20 protein-coding genes and 1 pseudogene are annotated in these 21,466 nt (G+C 66.1%); 9 read left to right on the top strand and 12 right to left on the bottom strand.

The window, feature by feature from the left end:
- Positions 1-17: 17 nt before the first annotated feature.
- Both N8H22_RS00945 and N8H22_RS00950 read right to left on the bottom strand, forming a co-directional pair.
- Positions 18-1,433, bottom strand: coding sequence for a NarK family nitrate/nitrite MFS transporter (locus tag N8H22_RS00945; protein WP_264588764.1), 1,416 nt, complete (start codon positions 1,431-1,433; stop codon positions 18-20).
- An 18-nt stretch (positions 1,434-1,451) separates the two neighbouring features.
- Positions 1,452-2,714, bottom strand: a complete 1,263-nt coding sequence (locus tag N8H22_RS00950) for a nitrate/nitrite transporter (RefSeq protein ID WP_264588765.1) — start codon at positions 2,712-2,714, stop codon at positions 1,452-1,454.
- A gap of 236 nt (positions 2,715-2,950) precedes the next feature.
- On the opposite strand from N8H22_RS00950, the gene N8H22_RS00955 reads away from it, so the two are divergent.
- The 3 genes from N8H22_RS00955 (at position 2,951) to N8H22_RS00965 (ending at position 6,475) form a co-directional block, all read left to right on the top strand.
- Positions 2,951-4,753 carry a histidine kinase gene (locus N8H22_RS00955; RefSeq protein ID WP_264589315.1) on the top strand — a complete coding sequence of 601 codons (1,803 nt, stop codon included), beginning with the start codon at positions 2,951-2,953 and terminating at the stop codon, positions 4,751-4,753.
- Positions 4,750-5,394 (top strand): two-component system response regulator NarL, encoded by a 645-nt coding sequence (narL, locus tag N8H22_RS00960; RefSeq protein ID WP_264588766.1) that lies wholly within the window; start codon positions 4,750-4,752, stop codon positions 5,392-5,394. Before N8H22_RS00955 ends, narL begins: the two co-directional genes overlap by 4 nt.
- A 295-nt stretch (positions 5,395-5,689) precedes the next feature.
- A complete protein-coding gene (locus N8H22_RS00965) occupies positions 5,690-6,475 on the top strand; it encodes a type IV pili methyl-accepting chemotaxis transducer N-terminal domain-containing protein (RefSeq protein WP_264588767.1) in 786 nt (261 codons plus the stop codon).
- 24 nt (positions 6,476-6,499) lie between these two features.
- Here N8H22_RS00965 and N8H22_RS00970 read toward each other — a convergent pair whose 3' ends face one another.
- Positions 6,500-7,042, bottom strand: a complete 543-nt coding sequence (locus tag N8H22_RS00970; RefSeq protein WP_264588768.1) for a DUF4345 domain-containing protein — start codon at positions 7,040-7,042, stop codon at positions 6,500-6,502.
- Between the two features lie 234 nt (positions 7,043-7,276).
- On the opposite strand from N8H22_RS00970, the pseudogene N8H22_RS00975 reads away from it, so the two are divergent.
- Positions 7,277-8,134 (top strand): annotated as a pseudogene (locus N8H22_RS00975) (neutral zinc metallopeptidase).
- 72 nt (positions 8,135-8,206) lie between these two features.
- Here the strand turns inward: N8H22_RS00975 and N8H22_RS00980 are convergent.
- The 3 genes from N8H22_RS00980 to N8H22_RS00990 form a co-directional block, all read right to left on the bottom strand.
- Positions 8,207-8,800 (bottom strand): HAD family hydrolase, encoded by a 594-nt coding sequence (locus tag N8H22_RS00980; protein WP_264588769.1) that lies wholly within the window; start codon positions 8,798-8,800, stop codon positions 8,207-8,209.
- Positions 8,797-9,666 carry an acyl-CoA thioesterase II gene (gene tesB / locus N8H22_RS00985; RefSeq protein WP_264588770.1) on the bottom strand — a complete coding sequence of 290 codons (870 nt, stop codon included), beginning with the start codon at positions 9,664-9,666 and terminating at the stop codon, positions 8,797-8,799. Before tesB ends, N8H22_RS00980 begins: the two co-directional genes overlap by 4 nt.
- 72 nt (positions 9,667-9,738) lie before the next feature.
- Positions 9,739-10,287 (bottom strand): GNAT family N-acetyltransferase, encoded by a 549-nt coding sequence (locus tag N8H22_RS00990; protein ID WP_264588771.1) that lies wholly within the window; start codon positions 10,285-10,287, stop codon positions 9,739-9,741.
- A 71-nt stretch (positions 10,288-10,358) separates the two neighbouring features.
- On the opposite strand from N8H22_RS00990, the gene N8H22_RS00995 reads away from it, so the two are divergent.
- Positions 10,359-11,279 carry a histone deacetylase gene (locus tag N8H22_RS00995; protein WP_264588772.1) on the top strand — a complete coding sequence of 307 codons (921 nt, stop codon included), beginning with the start codon at positions 10,359-10,361 and terminating at the stop codon, positions 11,277-11,279.
- 48 nt (positions 11,280-11,327) lie between these two features.
- Here the strand turns inward: N8H22_RS00995 and N8H22_RS01000 are convergent, their stop codons facing one another.
- Positions 11,328-12,218, bottom strand: coding sequence for a PA4780 family RIO1-like protein kinase (locus tag N8H22_RS01000; RefSeq protein WP_264588773.1), 891 nt, complete (start codon positions 12,216-12,218; stop codon positions 11,328-11,330).
- A gap of 158 nt (positions 12,219-12,376) precedes the next feature.
- Between N8H22_RS01000 and ada the strand changes: the two genes are divergently transcribed.
- The 3 genes from ada to N8H22_RS01015 are packed head-to-tail and all read left to right on the top strand — an operon-like array spanning position 12,377 to position 14,550.
- Complete coding sequence (gene ada / locus N8H22_RS01005) at positions 12,377-13,417, top strand: bifunctional DNA-binding transcriptional regulator/O6-methylguanine-DNA methyltransferase Ada (RefSeq protein ID WP_264588774.1); 1,041 nt, start codon at positions 12,377-12,379, stop codon at positions 13,415-13,417.
- 49 nt (positions 13,418-13,466) lie between these two features.
- On the top strand, positions 13,467-13,709 hold the full coding sequence (locus N8H22_RS01010) for a hypothetical protein (RefSeq protein ID WP_264589316.1): 243 nt from the start codon (positions 13,467-13,469) through the stop codon (positions 13,707-13,709).
- Positions 13,710-13,758: 49 nt separating this feature from the next.
- Complete coding sequence (locus N8H22_RS01015; protein WP_264589317.1) at positions 13,759-14,550, top strand: TatD family hydrolase; 792 nt, start codon at positions 13,759-13,761, stop codon at positions 14,548-14,550.
- On the opposite strand, the gene N8H22_RS01020 is transcribed toward N8H22_RS01015, so the two are convergent.
- The 4 genes from N8H22_RS01020 to nfi form a co-directional block, all read right to left on the bottom strand.
- Complete coding sequence (locus tag N8H22_RS01020) at positions 14,547-16,577, bottom strand: methyl-accepting chemotaxis protein (protein ID WP_264588775.1); 2,031 nt, start codon at positions 16,575-16,577, stop codon at positions 14,547-14,549. The two genes, N8H22_RS01015 and N8H22_RS01020, sit on opposite strands and share 4 nt — an antisense overlap.
- Positions 16,578-16,846: 269 nt before the next feature.
- Positions 16,847-17,683: a regulatory signaling modulator protein AmpE gene (gene ampE, locus N8H22_RS01025; RefSeq protein WP_264588776.1), complete on the bottom strand. Its 837-nt coding sequence runs from the start codon at positions 17,681-17,683 to the stop codon at positions 16,847-16,849.
- A 21-nt stretch (positions 17,684-17,704) separates the two neighbouring features.
- The gene (gene ampD / locus N8H22_RS01030; RefSeq protein WP_264588777.1) at positions 17,705-18,256 is read right to left on the bottom strand and encodes a 1,6-anhydro-N-acetylmuramyl-L-alanine amidase AmpD; all 552 of its coding nucleotides are present in this window, start codon (positions 18,254-18,256) and stop codon (positions 17,705-17,707) included.
- A gap of 86 nt (positions 18,257-18,342) precedes the next feature.
- Positions 18,343-19,068 (bottom strand): deoxyribonuclease V, encoded by a 726-nt coding sequence (nfi, locus tag N8H22_RS01035; RefSeq protein ID WP_264588778.1) that lies wholly within the window; start codon positions 19,066-19,068, stop codon positions 18,343-18,345.
- 159 nt (positions 19,069-19,227) lie between these two features.
- Between nfi and N8H22_RS01040 the strand changes: the two genes are divergently transcribed.
- Positions 19,228-20,220 carry a GlxA family transcriptional regulator gene (locus N8H22_RS01040; RefSeq protein WP_264588779.1) on the top strand — a complete coding sequence of 331 codons (993 nt, stop codon included), beginning with the start codon at positions 19,228-19,230 and terminating at the stop codon, positions 20,218-20,220.
- Positions 20,221-20,282: 62 nt separating this feature from the next.
- Here N8H22_RS01040 and zapE read toward each other — a convergent pair whose 3' ends face one another.
- Complete coding sequence (gene zapE / locus N8H22_RS01045; RefSeq protein ID WP_264588780.1) at positions 20,283-21,377, bottom strand: cell division protein ZapE; 1,095 nt, start codon at positions 21,375-21,377, stop codon at positions 20,283-20,285.
- Between the last annotated feature and the right edge of the window lie 89 nt (positions 21,378-21,466).

Raw genomic sequence — 21,466 nt, forward strand, 5'->3', positions numbered from 1 at the left:
TAATGCTCGAAGTCGACTCAGCAGGGGGTCTCGGCGCCTTTGCGCGAGTACCACCACCAGGTCACCAAAATGCAGGTCACGTAGTAGGCAACGAAGCCGTAGAGGGCCATCTCCGGGCCGCCGGTGAGGGCGATGGAGGAGCCGAACGACTTGGGAATGAAGAAGGCACCGAAGGCACCGATCGCCGAGCTGAAGCCCAGCACCGCCGCCGATTCCTTGCCGGCAGCGCGCAGCGCCTGCTCCTGCGCCGCTGCGCCCTTGCCGACCGCGGAACGCTCGTGGAGGGTGCGGAAGATCACCGGGATCATGCGGAAGGTGGAACCGTTACCGATGCCGGTGGTGACGAACAGCAGCATGAACATCGCCAGGAAGCCGTAGAAGTTGCCGCTCTGCCCGGCCACCGGCAGGAACTGCAGTACGCCGAACACCGCGGCGATCATCACCACGAAGTTCCACAGGGTGACGCGCGCACCGCCCAGCTTGTCTGCCACGAAGCCGCCCAGCGGACGCACCAGGGCGCCGACCAGCGGGCCGAGGAAGGCGAAGCTGAGCGCGTTGACTTCCGGGAAGGAGGTCTTGATCAGCATCGGGAAGGCGGCGGCGAAGCCGATGAACGAGCCGAAGGTGGCCAGGTACAGCCAGCACATCAGCCAGTTGTGCTTGCGCTTGAAGATCACCGCCTGCTCGCTGAACGAGGCGCGCGCGGAGGACAGATCGTTCATGCCGAACCAGGCCGCGAGGGTCACCGCGAGGATGAACGGCACCCAGATGAAGCCGGCGTTCTGCAGCCACAGCTGGCCGCCGTCGGCCAGTTCCTGCGGTGCGCCACCCGCAGCGCCGAACAGGCCCATGCCGATCAGCAGCGGCACGCAGAACTGCATCACCGACACGCCGAGGTTGCCCAGGCCGGCGTTCAGACCGAGCGCGGTGCCCTGCTGGGCCTTGGGGTAGAAGAAGCTGATGTTGGACATCGACGAGGCGAAGTTGCCGCCGCCGAAGCCGCACAGCAGCGCGATGATCACGAACACGCTGTAGGGCGTCTCCGGATTCTGCACGGCGAAGCCCATCCACAGCGCCGGAATCGCCAGCGAGGCGGTGCTGATCGCGGTCCAGCGGCGGCCGCCGAACACCGGCACCATGAACGAGTAGAAGATGCGCAGGGTGGCACCGGACAACCCGGGCAGCGCCGCCAGCCAGAACAGCTGGTCGGTGCTGAAGCCGAAACCGATGGCGTTCAACCGCACGATCACCGTGCTCCAGACCATCCACACGGCGAAGGCCAGCAGCAGCGCGGGAATCGAGATCCACAGGTTGCGCGTGGCGATCGCCTTGCCGGTCGATGCCCAGAACTGCGGGTCTTCGGGACGCCAGTCATGGATGACCGGTCCCTGTTTGGGCGGCCGGTTGGCCGCGGGCGAATCGAGAACTGTCATGGACATGCTCCAGGTAGGTCAGGACGCGGAGGGCTGCTGGCCTTGGCCGGCCTTGCCCATCAGAGGGGTTCTGCGCACTTCGCTGAAGTACATCCAGATCAGGGAGACCCAGACCACGCCGTACAGCAGCATGAAAGCGGAGGAGCGCACGCCGGTGAGGTCCACCAGCGCGCCGAACATGATCGGCAGTACGAAGCCACCGAGGCCGCCGGCCAGGCCGACGATGCCGGAGATAACCCCCATGTTCTCTGGGTAGTCATCGGAGATGTACTTGAACACCGAGGCCTTGCCGAAGGCGAAGGCGATGCCGACGATGAACATCAGCGCGGTGAACACCCAGACGTTGAGGCCGATGTGGAAGGTGCGCGAGCCCTCGACGGTCTGGATGGTGAAATCGGTCTGCGGGTAGGACAGCAGGAACAGGCACACCCAGCTCACCCACATCACCCACCAGGTCACGCTCTGCGCGCCCCACTTGTCCGACATCCAGCCACCCACCGCGCGCAGCACACCGCCGGGCAGCGAGAAGCAGGCAGCCAGCAGCGCGGCGCTCTGCAGGCTGAAGCCGTACTCCTGCACGTAGTACTTGGTCATCCACAGCGCCAGCGCGACGTAGCCGCCGAAGACGATCGAGTAGTACTGGCAGTAGCGCCACACGGCGGGATCCTTCAGCGCCAGCAGCTGGCTCTTGAGGGTGACCGTGCTGGACACCCGGTGCGCCTTGTTCTCGCTGGTGAGGAACCAGAACAGCAGCGCGGTGATGAACATGATCGCCGAGTAGACCTTGGGCACCATCTGCCAACTGCCGGCGGCGATGATCGCCGGGGCGATGAACTTGGTCAGCGCGGAACCGGCGTTGCCGGCGCCGAAGATGCCCATGGCGAAGCCCTGGTTGCTCTTGTCGAACCATTTGGCGACGTAGGCGATACCCACCGAGAACGAGCCACCGGCCAGACCGACGAACAGGCCGAGGACGAGGAAGTGCCAGTACTGCGTCGCCTCGGCGATCAGGTAGATCGGCAGCACGCAGACCATCATCAGCACGAAGAAGACGATGCGTCCGCCGAACTTGTCGGTGAGCATGCCCAGCGGCAGCCGCACCAGCGAACCGGTAAGCACCGGCGTCGCGGCGAGCAGACCGAACTGGGTTTCGTTGAGTTGGAAGATTTCCTTGATCGGTACCCCGAGCACGGCAAACATCATCCAGATCATGAAACAGATGGTGAATGCGACGGTGCTCATCCCCAGCACCAGGCCCTGCTGCATGTTCAACTTAGCCATGTCGGACTCCCCCGAACGGTCGACTTGGCTCGCACGCTAGTGACGCGAGGACTGGATTCCGTTGACTTGGATCAAGAAGGTATTTCCGACCAAAAGAGTATGATTTACCCCGCTACCACCTTGGAGGTAGCTCATTTTTTCAGGGTTATTTCCTTATCGATCAGCTACTTACATAGTCCTCTCCAGAACGGACAAGCGAAGCGGCGAGCCCGGAACTCTTTGGAGGTAGCGTGCGGATATTCCAGTGGATCAGGGCATCCCTGCCGGCGCGGGCCGGCATTGCCGTCCTGCTGATCGGTACGCTGGCGCTCGGCAGCGCGGTGAGTGCCGGACTGATCGCCTGGCTCAGCGAGGACGATGCCGCGGCAATCAATACCGCCGGTTCGCTGCGCATGGCGGTGTACAAGCTGAGCTGGCAACTGGAAGCCGACGCGCCCACCGAGGACATCCAGAAACTGGGGCGCAACTTCCAGCACCGCCTGGAAAGCATCAACCTGACGCGCATTCTCAAGAACGATCCGCAGTCGGATCTCAACCTGGCCTATGCCGGCCTGCGCGAGCGTTGGCGCGGTCAGCTCAGCCCGGCGCTGGAACGCGGCGACGCTCGCGCCTTCCATGCCAACGCCGATGATTTCGTCGAGCAGCTCAACCAGTTCGTCTTCCTGCTGCAACGCCAGAGCGAGCGCAAGCAGAGCTGGCAGCTGGCGATCCAGGGCACCGCGCTGTTCGTCACCGTGATGGTGCTGATGGTCGGTATGTACAGCCTGCAGAGCGGCGTGCTCAACCCTTTGCAGGAACTGGTGAGCGCCACCGAACGCTTCCGCGCCGGCGATCTCACCGCGCGAGTGCAGTACAGCTCCGAGGACGAGCTGGGGCGCATGGCCTACAGCTTCAACACCATGGCCGACGCACTGGAGCAGTCCCATCACACCCTGGAAAGCCGCGTCGCGCAGAAGACCGCCCACCTTGCGCAGGCCAACGCCGCCCTGCAGCTGCTTTTCCAGGGCAGCCGCAGCCTGGCCAGCGGGCCGGCCAGTGCCGAGTCGCTGGACAAGCTGATCGACAGCTTCCAGAACCGCCTGCCAGGGCTGCGCCTGACCCTGTGCATGCACGGTGATCCTCGCGAGCCGGCCGAACAACTGATTGCCCTGCACGGCAGCGAGCTGCGCGAGATCTGCTCGCCGGGCGACTGCGCCACCTGCACCCTGCAGAAGCGCCGCAACGTCATGGCCTGCCCGGTGGTGAACCAGGGCAGCGAGCTGGGCGAGCTGCGCGCCGCCTTCGCCGATGGCCGCGCCCCGCAGCAGTGGGAAATGGAACTGATCGAGGCGCTGGCCAACCTGATCGGCACCGCGCTGTCGCTGGAGCGGCGCCGCGAGCAGGATCATCGCCTGCTGCTGTTCGAAGAGCGCGCCATCATCGCCCGGGAGCTGCACGACTCGCTGGCCCAGGCGCTGTCTTACATGAAGCTGCAGGTCAGCCGCCTGCAGACACTCATGTACCGCGGCGAGCCGCCGGAGCAGCTGGAGAAGGTCACCGAGGAAATCCGCGACGGGCTGAACAACGCCTATCGCCAGCTGCGCGAGCTGCTCACCACCTTCCGCCTGAAGATCCAGGACGGCGGACTGGGCAAGGCGCTGGAAGACACCGCCCGCGAGTTCTCCGAGCGTGGCCAGTTCCCGGTGCGGCTGAACGTCAAGGCGCTGCCCTTCGACCTGTCGGCCAGCGAGCAGATCCACCTGCTGCAGATCGCCCGCGAGGCGCTGTCCAACTGCGCCCGCCATTCCGGCGCCGACCACGTATGGATCACCCTGCAGCAGGCCGGAGCGGAGGTCGAGATGCTCATCGAGGACGACGGCTGCGGCGTCTCCGGCGATTTCGACAAGCGCCAGCACCACGGCCTGACCATCATGCTCGAGCGCGCCCGCCACCTGCACGGCAGCCTTCGAATCGAACCGCGCGAGCCCAACGGCACGCGTGTCCATCTGCACTTCGCGCCAGAGTTCCTTGGTCGCGATCTCGAGAGACAACACGCATGAACGACACCCGCCACAGCATCCTGCTCGTCGACGACCACCCGATGATGCGTCGCGGCATGCGCCAGCTGCTCGAACTGGAGGACGACTTCGTCATCGTCGGCGAAGCCAGCGATGGTGAGGAGGCCCTGCGCCGGGTGCCGGAGCTGCAGCCGGCGCTGATCCTGCTGGACAACAACATGCCCACGCTCAACGGCATCGAGACGCTCAAACGCCTGCGCCAGGACGGTTACGAGGGTAAGGTGCTGCTGTTCACCGTCTCCGATGCCGAGGAAGACGTGCGCGACGCGCTGCGCTTCGGCGCCGATGGCTACCTGCTCAAGGACATGGAGCCGGAGAAGCTGATCCAGCAGATCCGCGAGGTGCTGCAGGGTGATCTGGTGGTCAGCCCGGCGCTGGCGCGGGTCATGGCCCAGGCGCTGCGCGTCACCGGCAGCACGCCGGAGATCGAGCTCACCGAGCGCGAGCGCCAGGTACTGAAGATGATCGCCGGCGGCAACAGCAACAAGATGATCGGCCGCAAGCTGGGCATCACCGAAGGCACGGTGAAGGTCCACGTGAAGAATCTGCTGCACAAGCTCGGTTTGCGCTCGCGGGTCGAGGCCGCCGTGTGGGCGCTGGAGAACGAGCGCCTGCGCGGCTGATCCGCGCACGGCGGTGCCCCTGGGGTAGTCCGAAAGGCATAGCGCCCGGCCCGCCGCGAAGCCTCGCCACGCCTGCCCGACAACACCACCCCTGCAGCCCGGAGCCGTACTCGGCTGCCGGTCGGGCGCCATAAAGACATACCTCCTTCGGCTCGGCGTCGCTTGATCGCCATCATGGGCCGCCCGACAAAGCCGCCTATCGTCTGCCGCGACCTCGCGCGCCGGCCTGTCCGAGACGGGTAGCGGCGGCGGACTGCCGAGCCTGCGTGCTCGCCCATCCCGAAGGAGCCGTTCCATGTTTCAGCACCTGCTGCCCGCTTCGCTGCTGCTCGGCCTGCTGCTGGGCGCCCTGCCCTGCCAGGCGGCCATCAGCGATGCCGAAGCCGTCAACCGCGCCGGCCTGCAACGCATGCTCGGCCAGCGCATCGCCAGGAGTTACCTGATGCTCGGTACCGAGACGCGCACCGAGTTGGCGCAGGCGCAGCTCGACAGCAGCATCGCCAGCGTCGAGGAAAACAGCCAGCTGCTCGGCGACTATGCGCCGAGCGCCGCCATCCGCAATGCCGTGGGCGAAGCCGGACTGACCTGGCAGCAATTCCGCGAGCTGGCGCTGGGCCGGCCGGACAAGACACAGGCGCTGGAGATGCTGCGGCTGGCCGAAAGCTTTCTCGGCCAGAGCGAGGTGCTGGTGCAGCAGATCGAACAGCACAGCGGCAGCCAGACCGCGCGCCTGGTCAACCACAGCGGCCGTCTGCGCATGCTCAGCCAGCGGATCGCGATGCTCTACCTGGCGCTGAGCTGGAACCTGCCGGATGCCGGGCTGCAGCGCAAGTTCGACACCGCCGTGGAAGAATTCGATCAGGGGCTGAGCGAGCTGCACGCGGCGAAGCAGAACACCGAAGAGATCAACGATCGTCTCGAGCACATCAGCAACCAGTGGCGCTTCGCCCGCGTCGGCTTCCAGCTGGCCCACGATTCGCGCTACGTGCCGACGGTGATCGTCACCACCAGCGACTCGCTGCTGCAGAAACTGGAGGCATTGACCGCCGACTATGCGCAGCTGGCGCAGGCGGCACGCTGAGCGAGCGGCGCACGCCGGCCGGCGTCAGGGGACGGGGTCGCCACGGCGGAACGGCTGGGGCATCAGTTCGCTCGACGCGCCGGAGTCCGGCTGCGCATCACCCAGGCGGAACGGCTGCGGGGGCTCATCGACCAGCCGCCGGGTCGGCGGCTCGACGCGCTCCGCCGGCACCTCGGGCTCGCCCGGCTCGCGCAGCAACCCCAGCGCCAGCGCCGCCAGCGCTGCGGCCAGCAGACGATAGACCAGCGAGACCAGATCGAAGCCGATCAGCGCGCCGCCATCCAGCCATAGCGAAACCAGCCGCCCCCCCACTAGCGCGAGCATGGTGATCACCAGCATTACCAGCGCGGCGCGCGCTCGTTCCGGCGCTCGCATCGCCCAGAACAGGAACAGCGCCAGCCCAAGTTGCAGGCCACCGTAGTAGACCCGCATGTGGCTGATCGAGGCGGACTCCATCAAGAGCATGCCGTTCAGGTTCGCCATCTCGTACGGGCGCAGCCAGTACGCCAGGCTGAGCCCGGCCATGAGCAGCGCCTGGACGGCCAGTACGAAGCGAGCAAAACGCATCGAAAACTCTCCTGATGTGCGACTGGGTATCCCGCTGGGCATCGGACCGTTCATCCGCTGTTTCGTTCGTCGCCGGCCGCTCTGCCACCGCCCTCTTCGACCGGTCCGGCACGGCGGCCGCGCTGACGAAACGGCGCTGGCGCGAACGGGGCCTGCCGGCGCGGCGCAGGTGCAGCTATTCTGCCGTCTGACCGGTCTGATACCGGGAACCATGCCAACAGAAGGAATACCGCCATGCGCTGGAATCGGGCTCGTCGCAGCGACAACGTAGTGGATGCCAGGGGTCGCAGCGGTATGCGCCTCGGCGGCGGGCTGAGCCTGGGCGGCATCGCCATCGTCGTGGTGCTCGGCCTGCTCTCCGGCCAGGACCCGTTGCAGATTCTCGGCCAGCTGGCCAACCAGGGCGGCCCGGCGGTGTCGCAGCAGGGCGAGCGCCCGGCCGCGGATGACCCGCAGGTGGAGTTCGTCCGCGCCGTGCTCGGCGACACCGAGGACACCTGGCGCGCGCTGTTCCAGCAAAGTGGCGCGCAATACCGCGACCCGACCCTGGTGCTGTTCCGGGGCGGCGTCAGTTCGGCCTGCGGCTTCGCCAGTTCGGCGGTGGGCCCGTTCTACTGCCCCGGCGACCAGCAGGTCTATCTCGATCTGCAGTTCTTCGACGACATGGCGCAGCGCTTCTCCGCCGCCGGCGATTTCGCCCAGGCTTACGTCATTGCCCACGAGGTCGGCCACCATGTGCAGACCCTGCTGGGCATCTCCCAGAAGATGCAGACCGCCCGCCAGCGCGGCGCCCGGATGGAGGGCGACAACGGCTTGCTGGTGCGCCAGGAGCTGCAGGCCGACTGCTTCGCCGGGGTTTGGGCCTACCATGCACAGCAGCGCCTCGACTAGTTGGAGGAAGGCGATCTGGAGGAGGCGTTGAATGCCGCCAACGCCATCGGCGACGATCGTCTGCAGCATCAGAGCCAGGGACGGGTGGTGCCGGATGCGTTCACCCACGGCACCTCGGCGCAGCGCGTGCGCTGGTTCCGCGCCGGCTTCGAACATGGCGAGCCGGGCCGCTGCGACACCTTCAAGGCAGCGCGCCTGTGAGTGTGTCGCGCGACTGCGCCGCGACGGACCGGGCGGTTTTAGGGAAGGACGGTCGCTAAACGATCTGTGCGGTCAGCCGGAAAGCAGACCGCGCAGCGCATGACAATCCGGCACATGCAGGTCGGCCAGCTCCGGCCACTCGTTGTGCGGCACGTTGACCAGCACACCGCGCGCTCCGGCGGCGCGGGCGCACTCCAGGTCGAAGCGATAATCGCCGACCATCACCATTTCCTGCGGTGCCACGCCCCACTGGCTGGCCAGCTGCAGCAGGCCGCCCGGATGCGGCTTGGGCGGCGCCTCGTCGCGACCGAGGATGTCCTCGGGCCGAAAGCAGTCCCCCATGCCCACCGCCTGCAGAGTCAGCAATGCCAGCTCGTGGGCGTTGCGGGTGAGCACCCCGAGGCGGCAGTCGCGCTCACGCAGCACGTGCAGCAGCTCGCGGGCGCCGGCCGCCGGCCGTGCCGCATAGGCCAGCTCGCGCTCGTGTTCGAGCAGCCAGGCACGCTTGGCGGCGGCCACCTCGGCCGGCAACGCGGCGAGGTGATGGAGGATGTCGTCGCTCTCCGGGATCTCCAGCGCGCGGCGGATCGCCGCAAAATCGTGCACGGCGACGGTCAGGGTGCCGTCCATGTCGAACACCCAGTAACGGACGCCGGCCAGGTTCACATCCAGTCCTCGCGCACGCGAATCAGCCCTTCCTGCGCCACCGACGCCACCAGCTGGCCGGCACGGTTGAAGATGCTGCCGCGGGCAAACCCGCGCGCATTGCCGGCCCAGGGGCTGTCGACCGAATACAGCAGCCAGTCGTCCATCTTCACCTCACGGTGGAACCAGATGGCGTGGTCCAGGCTGGCCAGCTGGATGAACTTGCTCCAGGAACTCACGCCATGCGGCTGCAGCGCGGTACCGATGAAGCTGAAGTCCGAGGCGTAGGCCAGCAGGTATTTGTGCAGCGCCGGGCTGTCGGGCAGCGTGCCGTCGGCGCGGAACCACAGGTGGCGTACCGGCTCGATGGGCTGCGGATTGGCCGGATCGACCAGGGTGATCGGGCGGATCTCGATCGGCTTGGGCCGCCGCAGCTTTTCCATCACCCGCTCCGGCACCAGCGGCGACAGCTTGTGCAGCAGATCCCACTCGTTGGGCAGATCGTCCGGACCGACCACGTCAGGCATCGGCAACTGGTGCTCGTAGCCGCTCTCCTCGGCCTGGAACGAGGCGATACCGGTGAAGATGGTCTGGCCCTTCTGGATCGCGCTGACCCGACGCGTGGTGAAGCTGCCGCCGTCGCGCACGCGGTCGACGTCATACACCACCGGCTGGTGGGAATCACCCGGACGCAGGAAGTAGCCGTGCAGCGAATGCACGTGACGCTCCGCGCTGACCGTCTGGCTGGCAGCGGAGATCACCTGGCCGAGGACCTGCCCGCCGAATAGCTGGGGGAAGCCGAGATCCTGGCTGGCGCCGCGGAACAGGTTCTCCTCGATGCGCTCCAGCGTCAGCAGGTTGACCAGGGTGTCGAGTGTCTGGGTCATGGCGGCATCCTTGATATGGCACGAGGCGGGCGGGCAATGTTACGGACTTCGCCGGCATCGCTCCAGCATCGGTCAGCATCTGCGCCAATCACAGCGGCGTTGTCGATAGCGGCGCTGGCGCCGCAGTGGATGCCCTTCCGCCAGCGCCGGATGGACGAAATCGTCCCGGGGATCGTGGCGCATGCCGAGGCTTTCCAGCAGTTGCTGCGCCGGTTCGTCGAGCGCAGCGGCCACAGCACTCACCTCGTCCAGACCGAGCGGCCCGAAGGCACAGTCCAGCGTTGCCTGCAGCGCTTCGCGTGCCAGGCCCTTGCCCCAGTGGCGGTAGCCCAGCCGCCAGATAACTTCCGCCGTCGAGCCTTCCGTCTGTGCGACGAGCCCGCAGAAGCCGATGAGCTGCTGGCTCTGTCGGTACTCCAGCGCCCACAGACCGAAGCCATGCTGGAGAAACTGCAGGCGGCAGCGCACCAGCAGCGCAGCGCACTCATCACGTGACAGCAGCGCCGGCGCGTAACGCATCACCTCGGGATCGGCGCACAGCTGTGCCAACGCGTCGAGATCCGTGTCGCGCCAGTGGCGCAGACGCAGCCGCGCCGTGTCCAGCTCGAGGCGGCTAGCCATCGCGGCGCCTTGAGAGCGTCGCCGGCGAGCCGGCATACTCCCGCGCTCCAGCCAATGATTTCTCTGGGTTCATGCCGCTACCTCTGGTCTTTCACGACGATTACAGCCCGCCGCTGCCGCCGGGACATCGCTTCCCGATGGAGAAGTTCCGGCTGCTGCGCGACCACCTGGTCGATAGTGGTGTGACCACGGACGCGGCGCTGTTGCGTCCGACGTTGTGTCACCACGACGTGCTGGCGCTGGCGCACGACCCCGCATACGTCGCGCGCTACTGCAGCGGCGACATGAGTCCCGCGGAGCTGCGCCGGCTCGGCCTGCCCTGGAGTCCGGCACTGGCGCAGCGCACCGTGCGCGCGGTGGGCGGCTCGCTGCTGACTGCCGAACTGGCGCTGCGCCATGGCCTGGCCTGCCACTTGGCCGGCGGCACGCACCACGCCCATCGCGACCACGCTTCGGGGTTCTGCATCTTCAACGACCTGGCCGTGGTTGCGCTCTATCTGCTGGAAAGCGGACAGGTCGGCCGCGTGCTGATCTTCGACTGCGACGTGCATCAGGGCGACGGCACCGCGCGCATCCTCGACGGCGTGGCGGATGCGGTAACGGTGTCACTGCACTGCGAGAAGAATTTCCCGGCACGCAAGGCCCGCAGCGACTGGGACATTCCCCTGGCGCCGGGCCTGGGCGACGCGGACTACCTCAAGGTAGTGAATGACACGCTGAACTATCTGCTGCCGCTGTATCAGCCGGACCTGGTGCTCTACGACGCCGGGGTCGATGTACATCGCGACGACGCTCTCGGCCTGCTCGATCTCAGCGATGCGGGGCTGACGGCCCGTGACAGTGCCGTCATCGAGCATTGCCTCGGCCGCGATATTCCGCTGGCCGGGCTGATCGGCGGTGGCTACGACAAGGACCGCAACCGGCTCGCGCGCCGCCACGCGCAGCTACACCTCAGCGCAGCGCGGGCCTGGCAACAGTACGGTCTGGATTGAGACGGCGCCGGCCCCGGGCGGGACCGACGCAGAGGACGGAAGGCGCGGCTATTGGCGCATCCACGGCGGCGTCGGCGGCTCGTCCTTCGGCGCATCGTCGGCATTGCGCAACGCCTCGCGACGCGCCTGCTCGGCCAGGGTGGCCTTGATCTCGCGCATCACCGCATCGAGGTCAGCCGCGTCCTCCGGCTCGGCGAACTCCCCGGTCAGCTCGCTCTCCGGCGTCAACTTGCCCTGCTCGTAGAGCGCCCACATTTCCTTGGCGTAGCGGGTGTACTTCAGCTCCGGGGCGAAGCGCCCGAAGTACGCCGCCATGTTGCCGACATCACGCTCGAGCATCTCGAAGGCGTGATTGTTGCCGGCGGCATCCACCGCCTGCGGCAGGTCGATGATCACCGGGCCGTGCTCGTCGAGCAGTACGTTGAACTCCGACAGATCGCCATGCACCAGCCCTGCGCAGAGCATCTTGACGATCTCGTGGATCATGAAGGCATGAAACTCGCGGGCATCGTCCGGGTGCAACTCGACGTCGTTGAGACGCGGCGCGGCATCGCCATCCTCGCCAGCGATCATCTCCATCAGCAGCACGCCATCGAGAAAATCGTAGGGCTTGGGCACCCGCACGCCGGCATCGGCGAGACGGAACAGCGCCGCGACCTCGGCGTTCTGCCAGTTTTCTTCCTTCTCCTTGCGGCCATGCTTGGAGCCCTTGGCCATCGCGCGCGCATCACGGCTACTGCGAACCTTGCGTCCTTCCTGGTACTTCACCGCCTGGCGAAAACTGCGTTTATTGGCCTCCTTGTAGACCTTCGCGCAGCGCAGCTCATCGCCACAGCGCACTACATATACCGCTGCTTCCTTGCCGCTCATCAGCGGCCGCAGCACCTCGTCGATCAGGCCATCCTCGATCAGTGGTTCGAGTCGTTTAGGCGTTTTCATCAGCGACTTGCAGATCCTTCTCGGTGGGTGCGGGCTTGCAGGGTACGGCAATCGCCTGCCCGCTTCCATGTTCTGCCTCCAGTTTGAAAGCGCAGTTCGGATTGGCGCTCGCCACATGAAAGCGGACAATCCCACACAACCCTCTGCGGAGCATCGCCATGCTCGACACCGACCGCTGCTGGGAGGCGCTCTGCGCACGCGACGCCGCGTTCGACGGGCGCTTCGTGTTCGCCGTGCAGTCGACCGGCATCTTCTGTCGCCCCAGTTGCCCGGCCCGCCGGCCACGGCGTGACCGGGTGCGCTTCTTCCACAACGCCGACGACGCCGAAGCTGCCGGTTTTCGCCCGTGCCGGCGCTGCTGGCCGCAGGCACAGAGCCCGGCCGAGCAGCTGGATGCGCTGGTGATCGCCGCCTGTCGCCTGCTGGACGACGCACCACAGCCACTGTCACTGGCGCGACTGGCCGCGAAGATCGGCCTGTCACCCTCGCACCTGGCCCGCGCATTCAAGGCGCGCACCGGCCTTACGCCCAATGCCTGGGCTGCGGCACGACGCCGCGAACGGCTGCACGCACAGCTACCCGCGGCGAACAACGTGCTCGATGCTGTCCTGGCCGCCGGTTATCCGAGTACCCGCGCCGTCTACGCGGATGGCGATGCCTTGAGTCCGGCGCAGCGTCGGCGCAAAGGCGCCGGGGAAATCCTGCGCTACGCCATCGCACCTTGCCCGCTGGGGCTGTTGCTGCTCGCCGCCAGCGACCGGGGCGTCTGCGCACTGCTGTTCGGCGACGATGAGCCAGCCCTGGAGCAGGAGTTGCGCGAACGCTTCGCCGCCGCTCACCTGCAGCGCGACCAGATGGGGCTTGGCGACTGGCTGCAGGCCGTCATCACTCAGCTGGAGGAGCCGGCCCGCGCCGCGCAGCTGCCGCTGGACTTGCGCGGCAGCGCCTTCCAGCAGCGCGTCTGGCAGGCGTTGCAGGCCATTCCGCCGGGACAGACGCGGCGTTACGGCGAACTTGCCAGCACGCTCAACAGCCACGCCCGCGCAGTCGCCCGCGCCTGCGCAAGCAACCCGATCGCCCTGCTGGTGCCCTGTCATCGGGTGGTTGGCGCGCAGCAGGCGCTGACCGGCTATCGCTGGGGGCTGGCGCGCAAGGCGGCACTGCTCGCGCGCGAAGCGCAGGATGACACGGGAGACTGACGGTTTATTTGCGGTCCGATGGCAGACAGCCGCCGAACCGAGAGCCGTCATCACCGAACTGAAGCGTTACCGCATCCACTACCGCATCAACGGCGCACCTGCCTCGCTGCTGATGAGCGCCTTCGAGGAACCCAGCCTGGAGCAGATCGAGCTGGAAATCCTGCTTGGCCACGTACGCAACCCTCAGGCCGCCATCGATGCCCCCTGGGAAGCCCCGGAGCGCGCCAGCGAGCACCGGCGCATGGCGGACCTCGGCGTCAGCGACATCCAGATCGAAGAGGACCGCCACTGAGCGGTAGGATGGGCACCATTCATCCTCCGCCAGGCCGAAAAGCATGCCCGTGCCGCTGATCGACACCCACACCCATCTCGATTTCGAGGCGTTCGACGCCGACCGGCAGGCCGTGCTGGCCCGCAGCGCGGCCAACGGTGTCGAGCGCATCGTCGTGCTGGGGGTGCATGCCGACAACTGGCAGCGAGTCTGGCAGCTCGCCTGCGCGGAACCCGCGGTGCATGCCGCGCTGGGCCTGCATCCGGTGTTTCTCGCACAGCATCGGCCGGAGCACCTGACGCAGCTGCGCGACTGGCTGGAGCGCCTGCGCGGCGACGCCAGGCTGTGCGCCATCGGCGAGATCGGCCTGGACTTCTACATCGCCGACCCGCAACCCGAGCGCCAGCAGCAGCTGCTCGACGCTCAGCTGCAGCTGGCCGCCGAGTTCGACCTGCCGGTGCTGCTGCACGTGCGGCGTGCCCATGCGGCGATGATCGCCACGCTCAAGCACCATCGCTTACGCCGCAGCGGCATCGTGCATGCGTTCAGTGGCAGCTGGGAGGAAGCGCGGGAGTATCTGCGCCTGGGCTTCAAACTGGGGCTCGGCGGCGCCGGGACCTGGCCACAGGCCAAGCGCATGCAGCGGGTGCTCAGACAGCTGCCGCTGGAGAGCATCGTGCTGGAGACCGATGCGCCGGACATGCCGCCGGCCAGCCATCCCGGCGAACGCAACAGCCCGGAATACCTGGCCGAGATCTGTCAGACCCTGGCCGACTTGCGCGGCATCGACAGCGAGACGCTTGCGCGGGCCAGCTACCGCACCAGCTGCGAGCTGTTCGGCTGGCCGGATCGCGCCGGCTAGACACGGAAGGCGCCGATCAACTGCTGCAACTGCCCCACCAGCTGGGTCAGTTCGCGGCTGGCCTGCTCGGTATGCCCGGCGCCCTCCGCAGTGCGCTTGCCGGCCTCATTGATCGCCACGATATTGCGATCGATATCGTGCGCCACTGCGGTCTGCTGCTCGGCCGCCGCTGCGATCTGCTGACTCTGGTCGACGATGGTGCCGACCGCACCGAGGATGTGTTCCAGCGCCTGCTCGACCTGCGCCGACTGGCTGACGGTACCTTCGGCCAGCGCATGGCTGGCATGCATGGTCTTCACCGCAGCACCAACGCCCCCCTGCAGGCGGGCGATCATCTGCTCGATTTCCTCGGTGGATTGCTGCGTCCGGCGTGCCAGGTTGCGCACCTCATCAGCCACCACGGCGAACCCACGACCCTGCTCGCCGGCACGCGCCGCCTCGATCGCGGCATTAAGCGCGAGCAGGTTGGTCTGCTCGGCGATGCCTTTGATCACGTCGAGCACCTGACTGATGGCCGCGCTGTCGTCCGCCAGGCGATTGATCACCTGCACCGACTGTGCAATCTCCTCGGCCAGACGCTGGATGCCGCTCACCTGCGCAACCACCAGGCCGCGGCCGGAGACGGTTTCCGCATTCACGCTCTGCGCGCTGCCGACCGCCGCCTCGGCGCTGCTGGCCACCGCCTGAGCGGTGGCCGACATCTGATTCATCGCCGTGGCGACCTGCTCGATCTGGCTGCGCTGCTCGGAAACCGTCTGGTTGCTTTCGCCGGAGACATTCTCGACCCGCCCGGCCTGGCGCTCGACCTCGCCGACGGTCAGGCCGACCCGCTCGATCAGCTCGCGAATCCGCGCCACGCTATCGTTGAACAGTTGCCCCAGCTCGCCCAGTTCGTCGTGACTCTGCACCTGATAGCGTGCGGTCATGTCGCCGTCGGCGACGCGGTCCATCACCCGACCGAGGCCACTCAGCGAGGCCCGGGTCGACACGTAGAAACCGCTATAAAGATAGGCCACCAGCAGCAGCACCACGCCCAGTGCGCTCAGCAGCAGGATCATCAGCAGGCGTTTCTGCGCCAGGCGCTCGGCGAGATCGCCCTCGAGCAGCTGCAGGATCCGGTCGTTGAGCTGGTAGGTCTTCGCCATTTCGGCGCTGATCCGGTCGTAGAACTGCTCCCACGGACGATCGAAGGCATCCGCCATGATCACCTCGTCCTGCAGGATTTCACTGCTGGCCGTCAGCGAGTCGCGACTGGCGCTGGCGTACTGGTCGAGCTGCGCGCGGGCGGCCGCGCTGCTGCCGATGCTGTCCTGCAGCTGCGCCGCGTACTGCGCCTGCAGCTTGTCCAACTCGAGCACCAGGTTGTCCAGCGTGTTGCTGGCATCGGAATTCAGATAGCCCTGGCCGAAGGTATAGGAACCCACCGCCCGGCCCTGACCCAGCGCCGCGGTGATCGTCGGTGTGGCACTGGTCAGCAGTTCCGCCAGCTGACGCACCTCGCGCTGAGTATCCTGGCTGAGGCCGGACTGACTGGCGATCAGCCTGATCATCACCTGCGAACGGCCCAGCAGGCTGGCAGCCATGGCGGACTTGGATTGCAGCGACTGCTCCGCCTGCGCGGTGCTCAATGCGTTGCTCAGCTCGTCGCGGCGCGTGCGAAATTCGGCAACCTGCTCCGGATCGTCGCTCACTGGCTGCAGGGCCTGCAGGCGCGCCGACAACTGACTCTCGACCTTGCCGCGACGGTCGGCGAGGGCCGCGACGTTGCCCGTCTGGCCGATGATCGCCTCAATCTGCACCAGGTCGTGCCAGTCCTCCATGTCGCGACGCAGCAGCATCGCCGAGCCGAGCAGCTCCAGGCTCTGTAGTTCGTTGCGCGTGCCGACGAACTCCCGATACGAATCACGCACCAGATAGAAGTTGGTCAGCAGCATGGGGACGAAGAACAACAGACTGACCAGGCTGAACTTCATGCCGAAGCTCAGGCGGTTCATGAACGCGACTGCGGGATACAACAAGCTTTTCACACGACGTCTCCCAAATATTATTGGTATGTGCTTGCGGCAGTTGCAGCCACAGCAAGGGTTCGTCAGAGAGGTGGTATCGGGGCGAGTTATACGGGATATCGGTACGGGCTTTTGTAACTTAAGGTAATGGCGATATGGTATCGCGCCCGATCTGAGTGGCATGCCAGGCGTGAAGCCTACGAGGTGACGGGCCGCAGCGGCAGCCCGCCGGAGGGAGCATCTAGCGGCTGTATGAGCCGCCATTCAGCGGAGCTAGCGCGGCGGAGCGCTCAGGCAAGGAGGATCCATAGCGCGAGCACGGCATACCAGAGCACGCGGGTGCGAACCAGCAGAGCGCCGAGGGCATCGAGCCGGGCAACCCCCGCCTCCCCCGAGCCGAGCGGGTCGAGGTCGGCCGCCACCACCCCGACCTCGGCAAGCAGACGGTTGGCAGGAATGTCCCAATTGAGCAGCTCGTGCAGCAGGGCACGATTGACCGCGACGAAATTGCCGACCAGGGCGAAGCTGGCCAGCAGCACGCGTACCGGCAGCCAGTCGAACGCGTGACGCAACTGTCCGGCGCGCTCGCGCAGCGCCTCCAGCCGAGCGTGCTCGGTGCACAGCGCCAGCAGTCGGTACGCCAGCGCGGCCATCGGGCCGAGCAACACGTACCAGAAGATCACCGCGAAGAAGCCCTGGTAACTCCGCCACAGCAGGTGGCCCTGCACCGCCTGCAGCAGACTCGGCGGGTCCAGCTCGCGCAGCTGCAGATCGCGTTCGGCCACCAGTGCCGCGGCTTCCTCATCACCGCGGCGCCAGGCATCGCGGAACGGGCCCAGCTCGCGCTTCACGTCGCCACGACCGAGGCTGTACAGAACCACCAGCAGGTGCAGCGGCAGGCTCAGCCAACCGTAGGCGAGCGGCTCGAGCATCCATAGCACGCCGCCGAGCAGCAGTACCGGCAGCAGCACCAGCAGCGCGAGTGCCAGCCAGGGCGAACCGGCCAGACGCGGATGGTCTTCGAGTCGACGCAACTGGCCTAGCCAGGGACCGTCATGCTGCAGCCTGGGCCGCCAATCGGAGAATTTCTCGACCAGCAGCACCAGTAGAACCACCAGAAAACTCATCGTCTCGTCCTTGCTGCCTGCTCAGCAGCTGATAGTGGCGGCGCGCAGGCGCAGCCAGTCGAATGCCGGGCCCGGATCGGTCTTGCGCCCCGGGGCGATGTCGCTGTGGCCGCAGACGCGCTCGGCGGTGATTTCCGGATAGGCGCGCTGCAGCAACTGGCACAGCTCGATCAGCGCGCTGTACTGCGCGTCGCTGTACGGCTCGTGGTCGGTGCCTTCCAACTCGATGCCGAGGGAGAAGTCGTTGCAACCTTCCCGGTCACCGAAGCGCGATACGCCAGCGTGCCACGCCCGGTCGAGGCAGGAGACGAACTGGGTGATCGCCCCATCCCGCTCGATCAGAAAATGTGCGGAGACCTGCAGCTCGGCGATCTCGGCGAAAAACGGATGCTCGCCGGACACCAGGCAGTTCTGGAAGAACTCTTGGACCTTGCCGGTGCCGAAGCAACCCGGCGGCAGGCTGATGTTGTGAATGACCAACAGCGAAATCTCGCCATCCGGACGCTGATTGAAATTGGGCGAAGGACAATGGCGAACACCCTGGCACCAGCCAGTCGCGGAATCCAGATGCATGAGGTGATCCTAGGGACTATTCCCGTTGCGTTGCGGCTGCAGGCTATCCGCAGCAGGGCCGCAGCCGCAAGCCGAACAGGCCATCGTCACCGCTGGAGAGCGCGTGCGGCGGCCGCCTTCTCGTCCCGACGCGACGCCAGCCGATCGGCCAGCCGGGTGGGTTCGGGCAGACGATAGCGGGTGACGAACTGCATCACCAGCCGTGGCGCGCTGAGCAGGCTGACCCGATTGCCCGGCGAGACAATCAGCGGCCGCACCTTGTCCTTGCTACGCAGCACGGTACCGAGAACCTCGCCCGTCTTGCCGTCGCGCAGCTCCACCTGCGAGCCACGCGCCGCTGCCAGCTCGTCGTGCACGCCGGTGAGAATCTTCTTCGCCACGCCAATGGTCGGCAGCCCCGTCACTACTCCCAGGTGTGCCGCGATGCCGAGTCGCCGCGGATGGGCGATGCCGTGGCCGTCCGAGAAGATCAGGTCGGGGATCGCCGGCAAAGCCTCCAGCGCCTGCAACACCGCCGGCAGCTCGCGGAACGACAGCAGGCCCGGGATATAGGGCATTGAGGTAGGAATGCGGGCCAGGCTCTGGGCAACCACTTCCAGGGTCTGCGCATCCAGCAGTACAACCGCCGCGCGGGTGATCTGACCCTGCTCCTCGAACCCCACATCCACCCCGGCGACCAGCCGTAGCGGAGGGAAGTCATCCGCCAGACGGACCTGCGCCGCGAGGCTCTTCTGCATGGCGCGCGCAGCGGCGGGGCTGCCATCCCAGTCGCCGAACGGCCGGGTGGGATAGGGGTTGTGCAGAATGGTCATTCACGCCTCCTCGACTACGGCCTGCCAGCGACCCGCCGGCAAACAGCTGACGGAGAAAGTACCGCGACAGGCTGGACACCCGTCAGAAAAAATACGACGCTTCAGCCGCACCACGGCAGTTTCATCCTGCCTATCGCTCACATAACAATCAGAACGAGCATGTCAAATCCCAACGCCCTGAGTCGCATCAGCATCCTGGCCACCGAAGGGGTCTTCGCTTCGACCCTCATGCACGCCAAGGATTTCTTCCACATGGCGAGCCTGCGCCTCGGCAGGCAACTGGGTCAGGGCCTCACGCCCGCCTTCGAGACCCGGCTGGTAAGCCCGGACGGTGAGCCGGTAATGACCTTCAGCGGCACCACTATAGCCGTGGACGGCGGACTGCAAGACACCGACGTGGTAATCCTGCCGGCATTCTGGGGCGATTTCGATGCCCTCTGCGCACAGTATCCACAGGTCGTACCATGGCTGCGTCAATGCCACGCGGCCGGTAGCGCAATCTGTGGCGAGGCCACCGGTGCGTTCTGGATGGCTCAGGCCGGGCTGCTGGATCAGCGCGAAGCCACGACCCACTGGCGCTTCGCCGGCGAGTTCGCCGAACGCTTCCCGCACGTGCAGTTCAGCCCGGACAAGCATCTGACCGACAGCGACAATCTCTACTGCGCCGGCGGCACCACGTCGTCCTGCGACCTTTACATGTACCTGGTCGAACGCTTCTGCGGGGCCAATGTCGCTCAGGGCATGGCGCGTGATGTGCTGTTCGAAGTGCAGCGCAACTATCGGCCAGGCAGGCTCGGCTTCGGCGGGCAGAAGCTGCATCTGGACAGCCGCGTGCTGCAGATTCAGGAGTGGCTGGAAGAGCACTTCGCCGAAAAGTTCCGCTTCGAGGACGTCGCCCGCGAGCATGGCATGAGCATCCGCAACTTCATGCGGCGCTTCCAGGCCGCCACCGGCGACAAGCCGTTGCACTACCTGCAGCGGTTGCGCATCGAGACAGCCAAGAATCTGCTGTCGACCACGCGCAAGAGCATCAAGACCATCAGTTACGAAATCGGTTACGACGATGCCAGCTTCTTCGCCCGACTGTTCCGCCAGCACACCGAGCTGTCACCGAATCAATACCGCCAGCAGTACCGGCACAAAGGCACCTAGCCCGCCTGCACGAGACATAAAAAAAGGTGCGCCATGCGCACCTTTTTCGACTGCCGAGGGCATCACGGCTTGTGCGGACGCGCCAGGTACTCGTGCGACTGCATCTCCAGCAGCCGGCTCAGGGTGCGCTGGAACTCGAATTCCAGACGGCCGCCGGCATACAGATCCTTGAGTTCCACCTCGGCGGAGAGAATCAGCTTGACGTTGCGATCGTAGAATTCGTCGACCATGTTGATGAAGCGGCGGGCCATGTCGTCCTTGGCCACGTTCATCTGCTCGATGTTGGAAACCAGCACCGCCTCGAAGATCTTGCCCAGCTCGATGTAGTCGTTCTGGCTGCGCGGACCGTCGCAGAGTGCGCGGAAGTCGAACCAGGCGACATCGTTGGCAACCTTGCGCGCCATGATTTCGCGATTCTCGATCAGCAGCGCCTCGTTTTCCTGCACCGTGCAGTTTTCCGTCAGCAGGCTGCGAAAGCTCTTCTCCAGACTCAGCTCGGCTTCGGCATCCAGCGGGAAGTGATACAGCTCCGCCTGTTCCAGCGCACGCAGGCGATAGTCGATGCCGCTGTCGACGTTGACGATCTCGGTATGCTTCTTCAGCAGCTCGATTGCCGGTAGGAAACGCGCGCGTTGCAGGCCGTCCTTGTACAGGCCGTCCGGCACGATATTGGAGGTCGCCACCAGACTCACGCCGTTCTTGAACAGCTCCTCGAGCAGGGTCGCGAGGATCATGGCATCGGTGATGTCGGAAACGAAGAACTCGTCGAAGCAGATCACGCGGGCCTCGTCGGCAAAACGCTTGCCGATGATGGTCAGCGGGTTCTTCTCGCCCTTGAGGGTTTTCATCTCCTCGTGCACGCGCTTCATGAAGCGGTGAAAGTGCGTACGCATCTTCTGCTTGAACGGCAGGGCGTCGAAGAAGGTGTCGACCAGGTAGGTCTTGCCACGACCGACGCCGCCCCAGAAATAGATGCCTTTGATCGGCCCCTGCTGCTTCTTGCCGAACAGCTTGCCGAACAGGCCGGTGTTGCCGCGGTCATCGGCAACTAGCTCGTCGTACAGCCGCTGCAGATGCCGCACCGCGTTTTCCTGGGCCGCATCATGGAAGAAGTCAGGGCGTTGCAGGTCGGCCTGATAGCGCTCAAGAGGGGTCATGGCAGCATCTGGGTAGTCAAACGGGGCCGACACTTTAGCGGCGCCCTCGGTCGTTGGCAATTTGCTCAGATTGGTCAAACCTCTGCCCT

The organism is Stutzerimonas sp. S1 (assembly GCF_025966695.1).
Taxonomy (GTDB): Bacteria; Pseudomonadota; Gammaproteobacteria; order Pseudomonadales; family Pseudomonadaceae; genus Stutzerimonas.

What these genes read in the sequence shown, in the direction of transcription:
- N8H22_RS00945 (WP_264588764.1), bottom strand. Translation starts at nt 1,433, where the DNA reads ATGACAGTTCTCGATTCGCCCGCGGCCAACCGGCCGCCCAAACAGGGA.
- N8H22_RS00950 (WP_264588765.1), bottom strand. Translation starts at nt 2,714, where the DNA reads ATGGCTAAGTTGAACATGCAGCAGGGCCTGGTGCTGGGGATGAGCACC.
- narL (WP_264588766.1), top strand. Translation starts at nt 4,750, where the DNA reads ATGAACGACACCCGCCACAGCATCCTGCTCGTCGACGACCACCCGATG.
- N8H22_RS00965 (WP_264588767.1), top strand. Translation starts at nt 5,690, where the DNA reads ATGTTTCAGCACCTGCTGCCCGCTTCGCTGCTGCTCGGCCTGCTGCTG.
- N8H22_RS00970 (WP_264588768.1), bottom strand. Translation starts at nt 7,042, where the DNA reads ATGCGTTTTGCTCGCTTCGTACTGGCCGTCCAGGCGCTGCTCATGGCC.
- tesB (WP_264588770.1), bottom strand. Translation starts at nt 9,666, where the DNA reads ATGACCCAGACACTCGACACCCTGGTCAACCTGCTGACGCTGGAGCGC.
- N8H22_RS00990 (WP_264588771.1), bottom strand. Translation starts at nt 10,287, where the DNA reads ATGGCTAGCCGCCTCGAGCTGGACACGGCGCGGCTGCGTCTGCGCCAC.
- N8H22_RS00995 (WP_264588772.1), top strand. Translation starts at nt 10,359, where the DNA reads ATGCCGCTACCTCTGGTCTTTCACGACGATTACAGCCCGCCGCTGCCG.
- N8H22_RS01000 (WP_264588773.1), bottom strand. Translation starts at nt 12,218, where the DNA reads ATGAAAACGCCTAAACGACTCGAACCACTGATCGAGGATGGCCTGATC.
- ada (WP_264588774.1), top strand. Translation starts at nt 12,377, where the DNA reads ATGCTCGACACCGACCGCTGCTGGGAGGCGCTCTGCGCACGCGACGCC.
- ampE (WP_264588776.1), bottom strand. Translation starts at nt 17,683, where the DNA reads ATGAGTTTTCTGGTGGTTCTACTGGTGCTGCTGGTCGAGAAATTCTCC.
- ampD (WP_264588777.1), bottom strand. Translation starts at nt 18,256, where the DNA reads ATGCATCTGGATTCCGCGACTGGCTGGTGCCAGGGTGTTCGCCATTGT.
- nfi (WP_264588778.1), bottom strand. Translation starts at nt 19,068, where the DNA reads ATGACCATTCTGCACAACCCCTATCCCACCCGGCCGTTCGGCGACTGG.
- N8H22_RS01040 (WP_264588779.1), top strand. Translation starts at nt 19,228, where the DNA reads ATGTCAAATCCCAACGCCCTGAGTCGCATCAGCATCCTGGCCACCGAA.
- zapE (WP_264588780.1), bottom strand. Translation starts at nt 21,377, where the DNA reads ATGACCCCTCTTGAGCGCTATCAGGCCGACCTGCAACGCCCTGACTTC.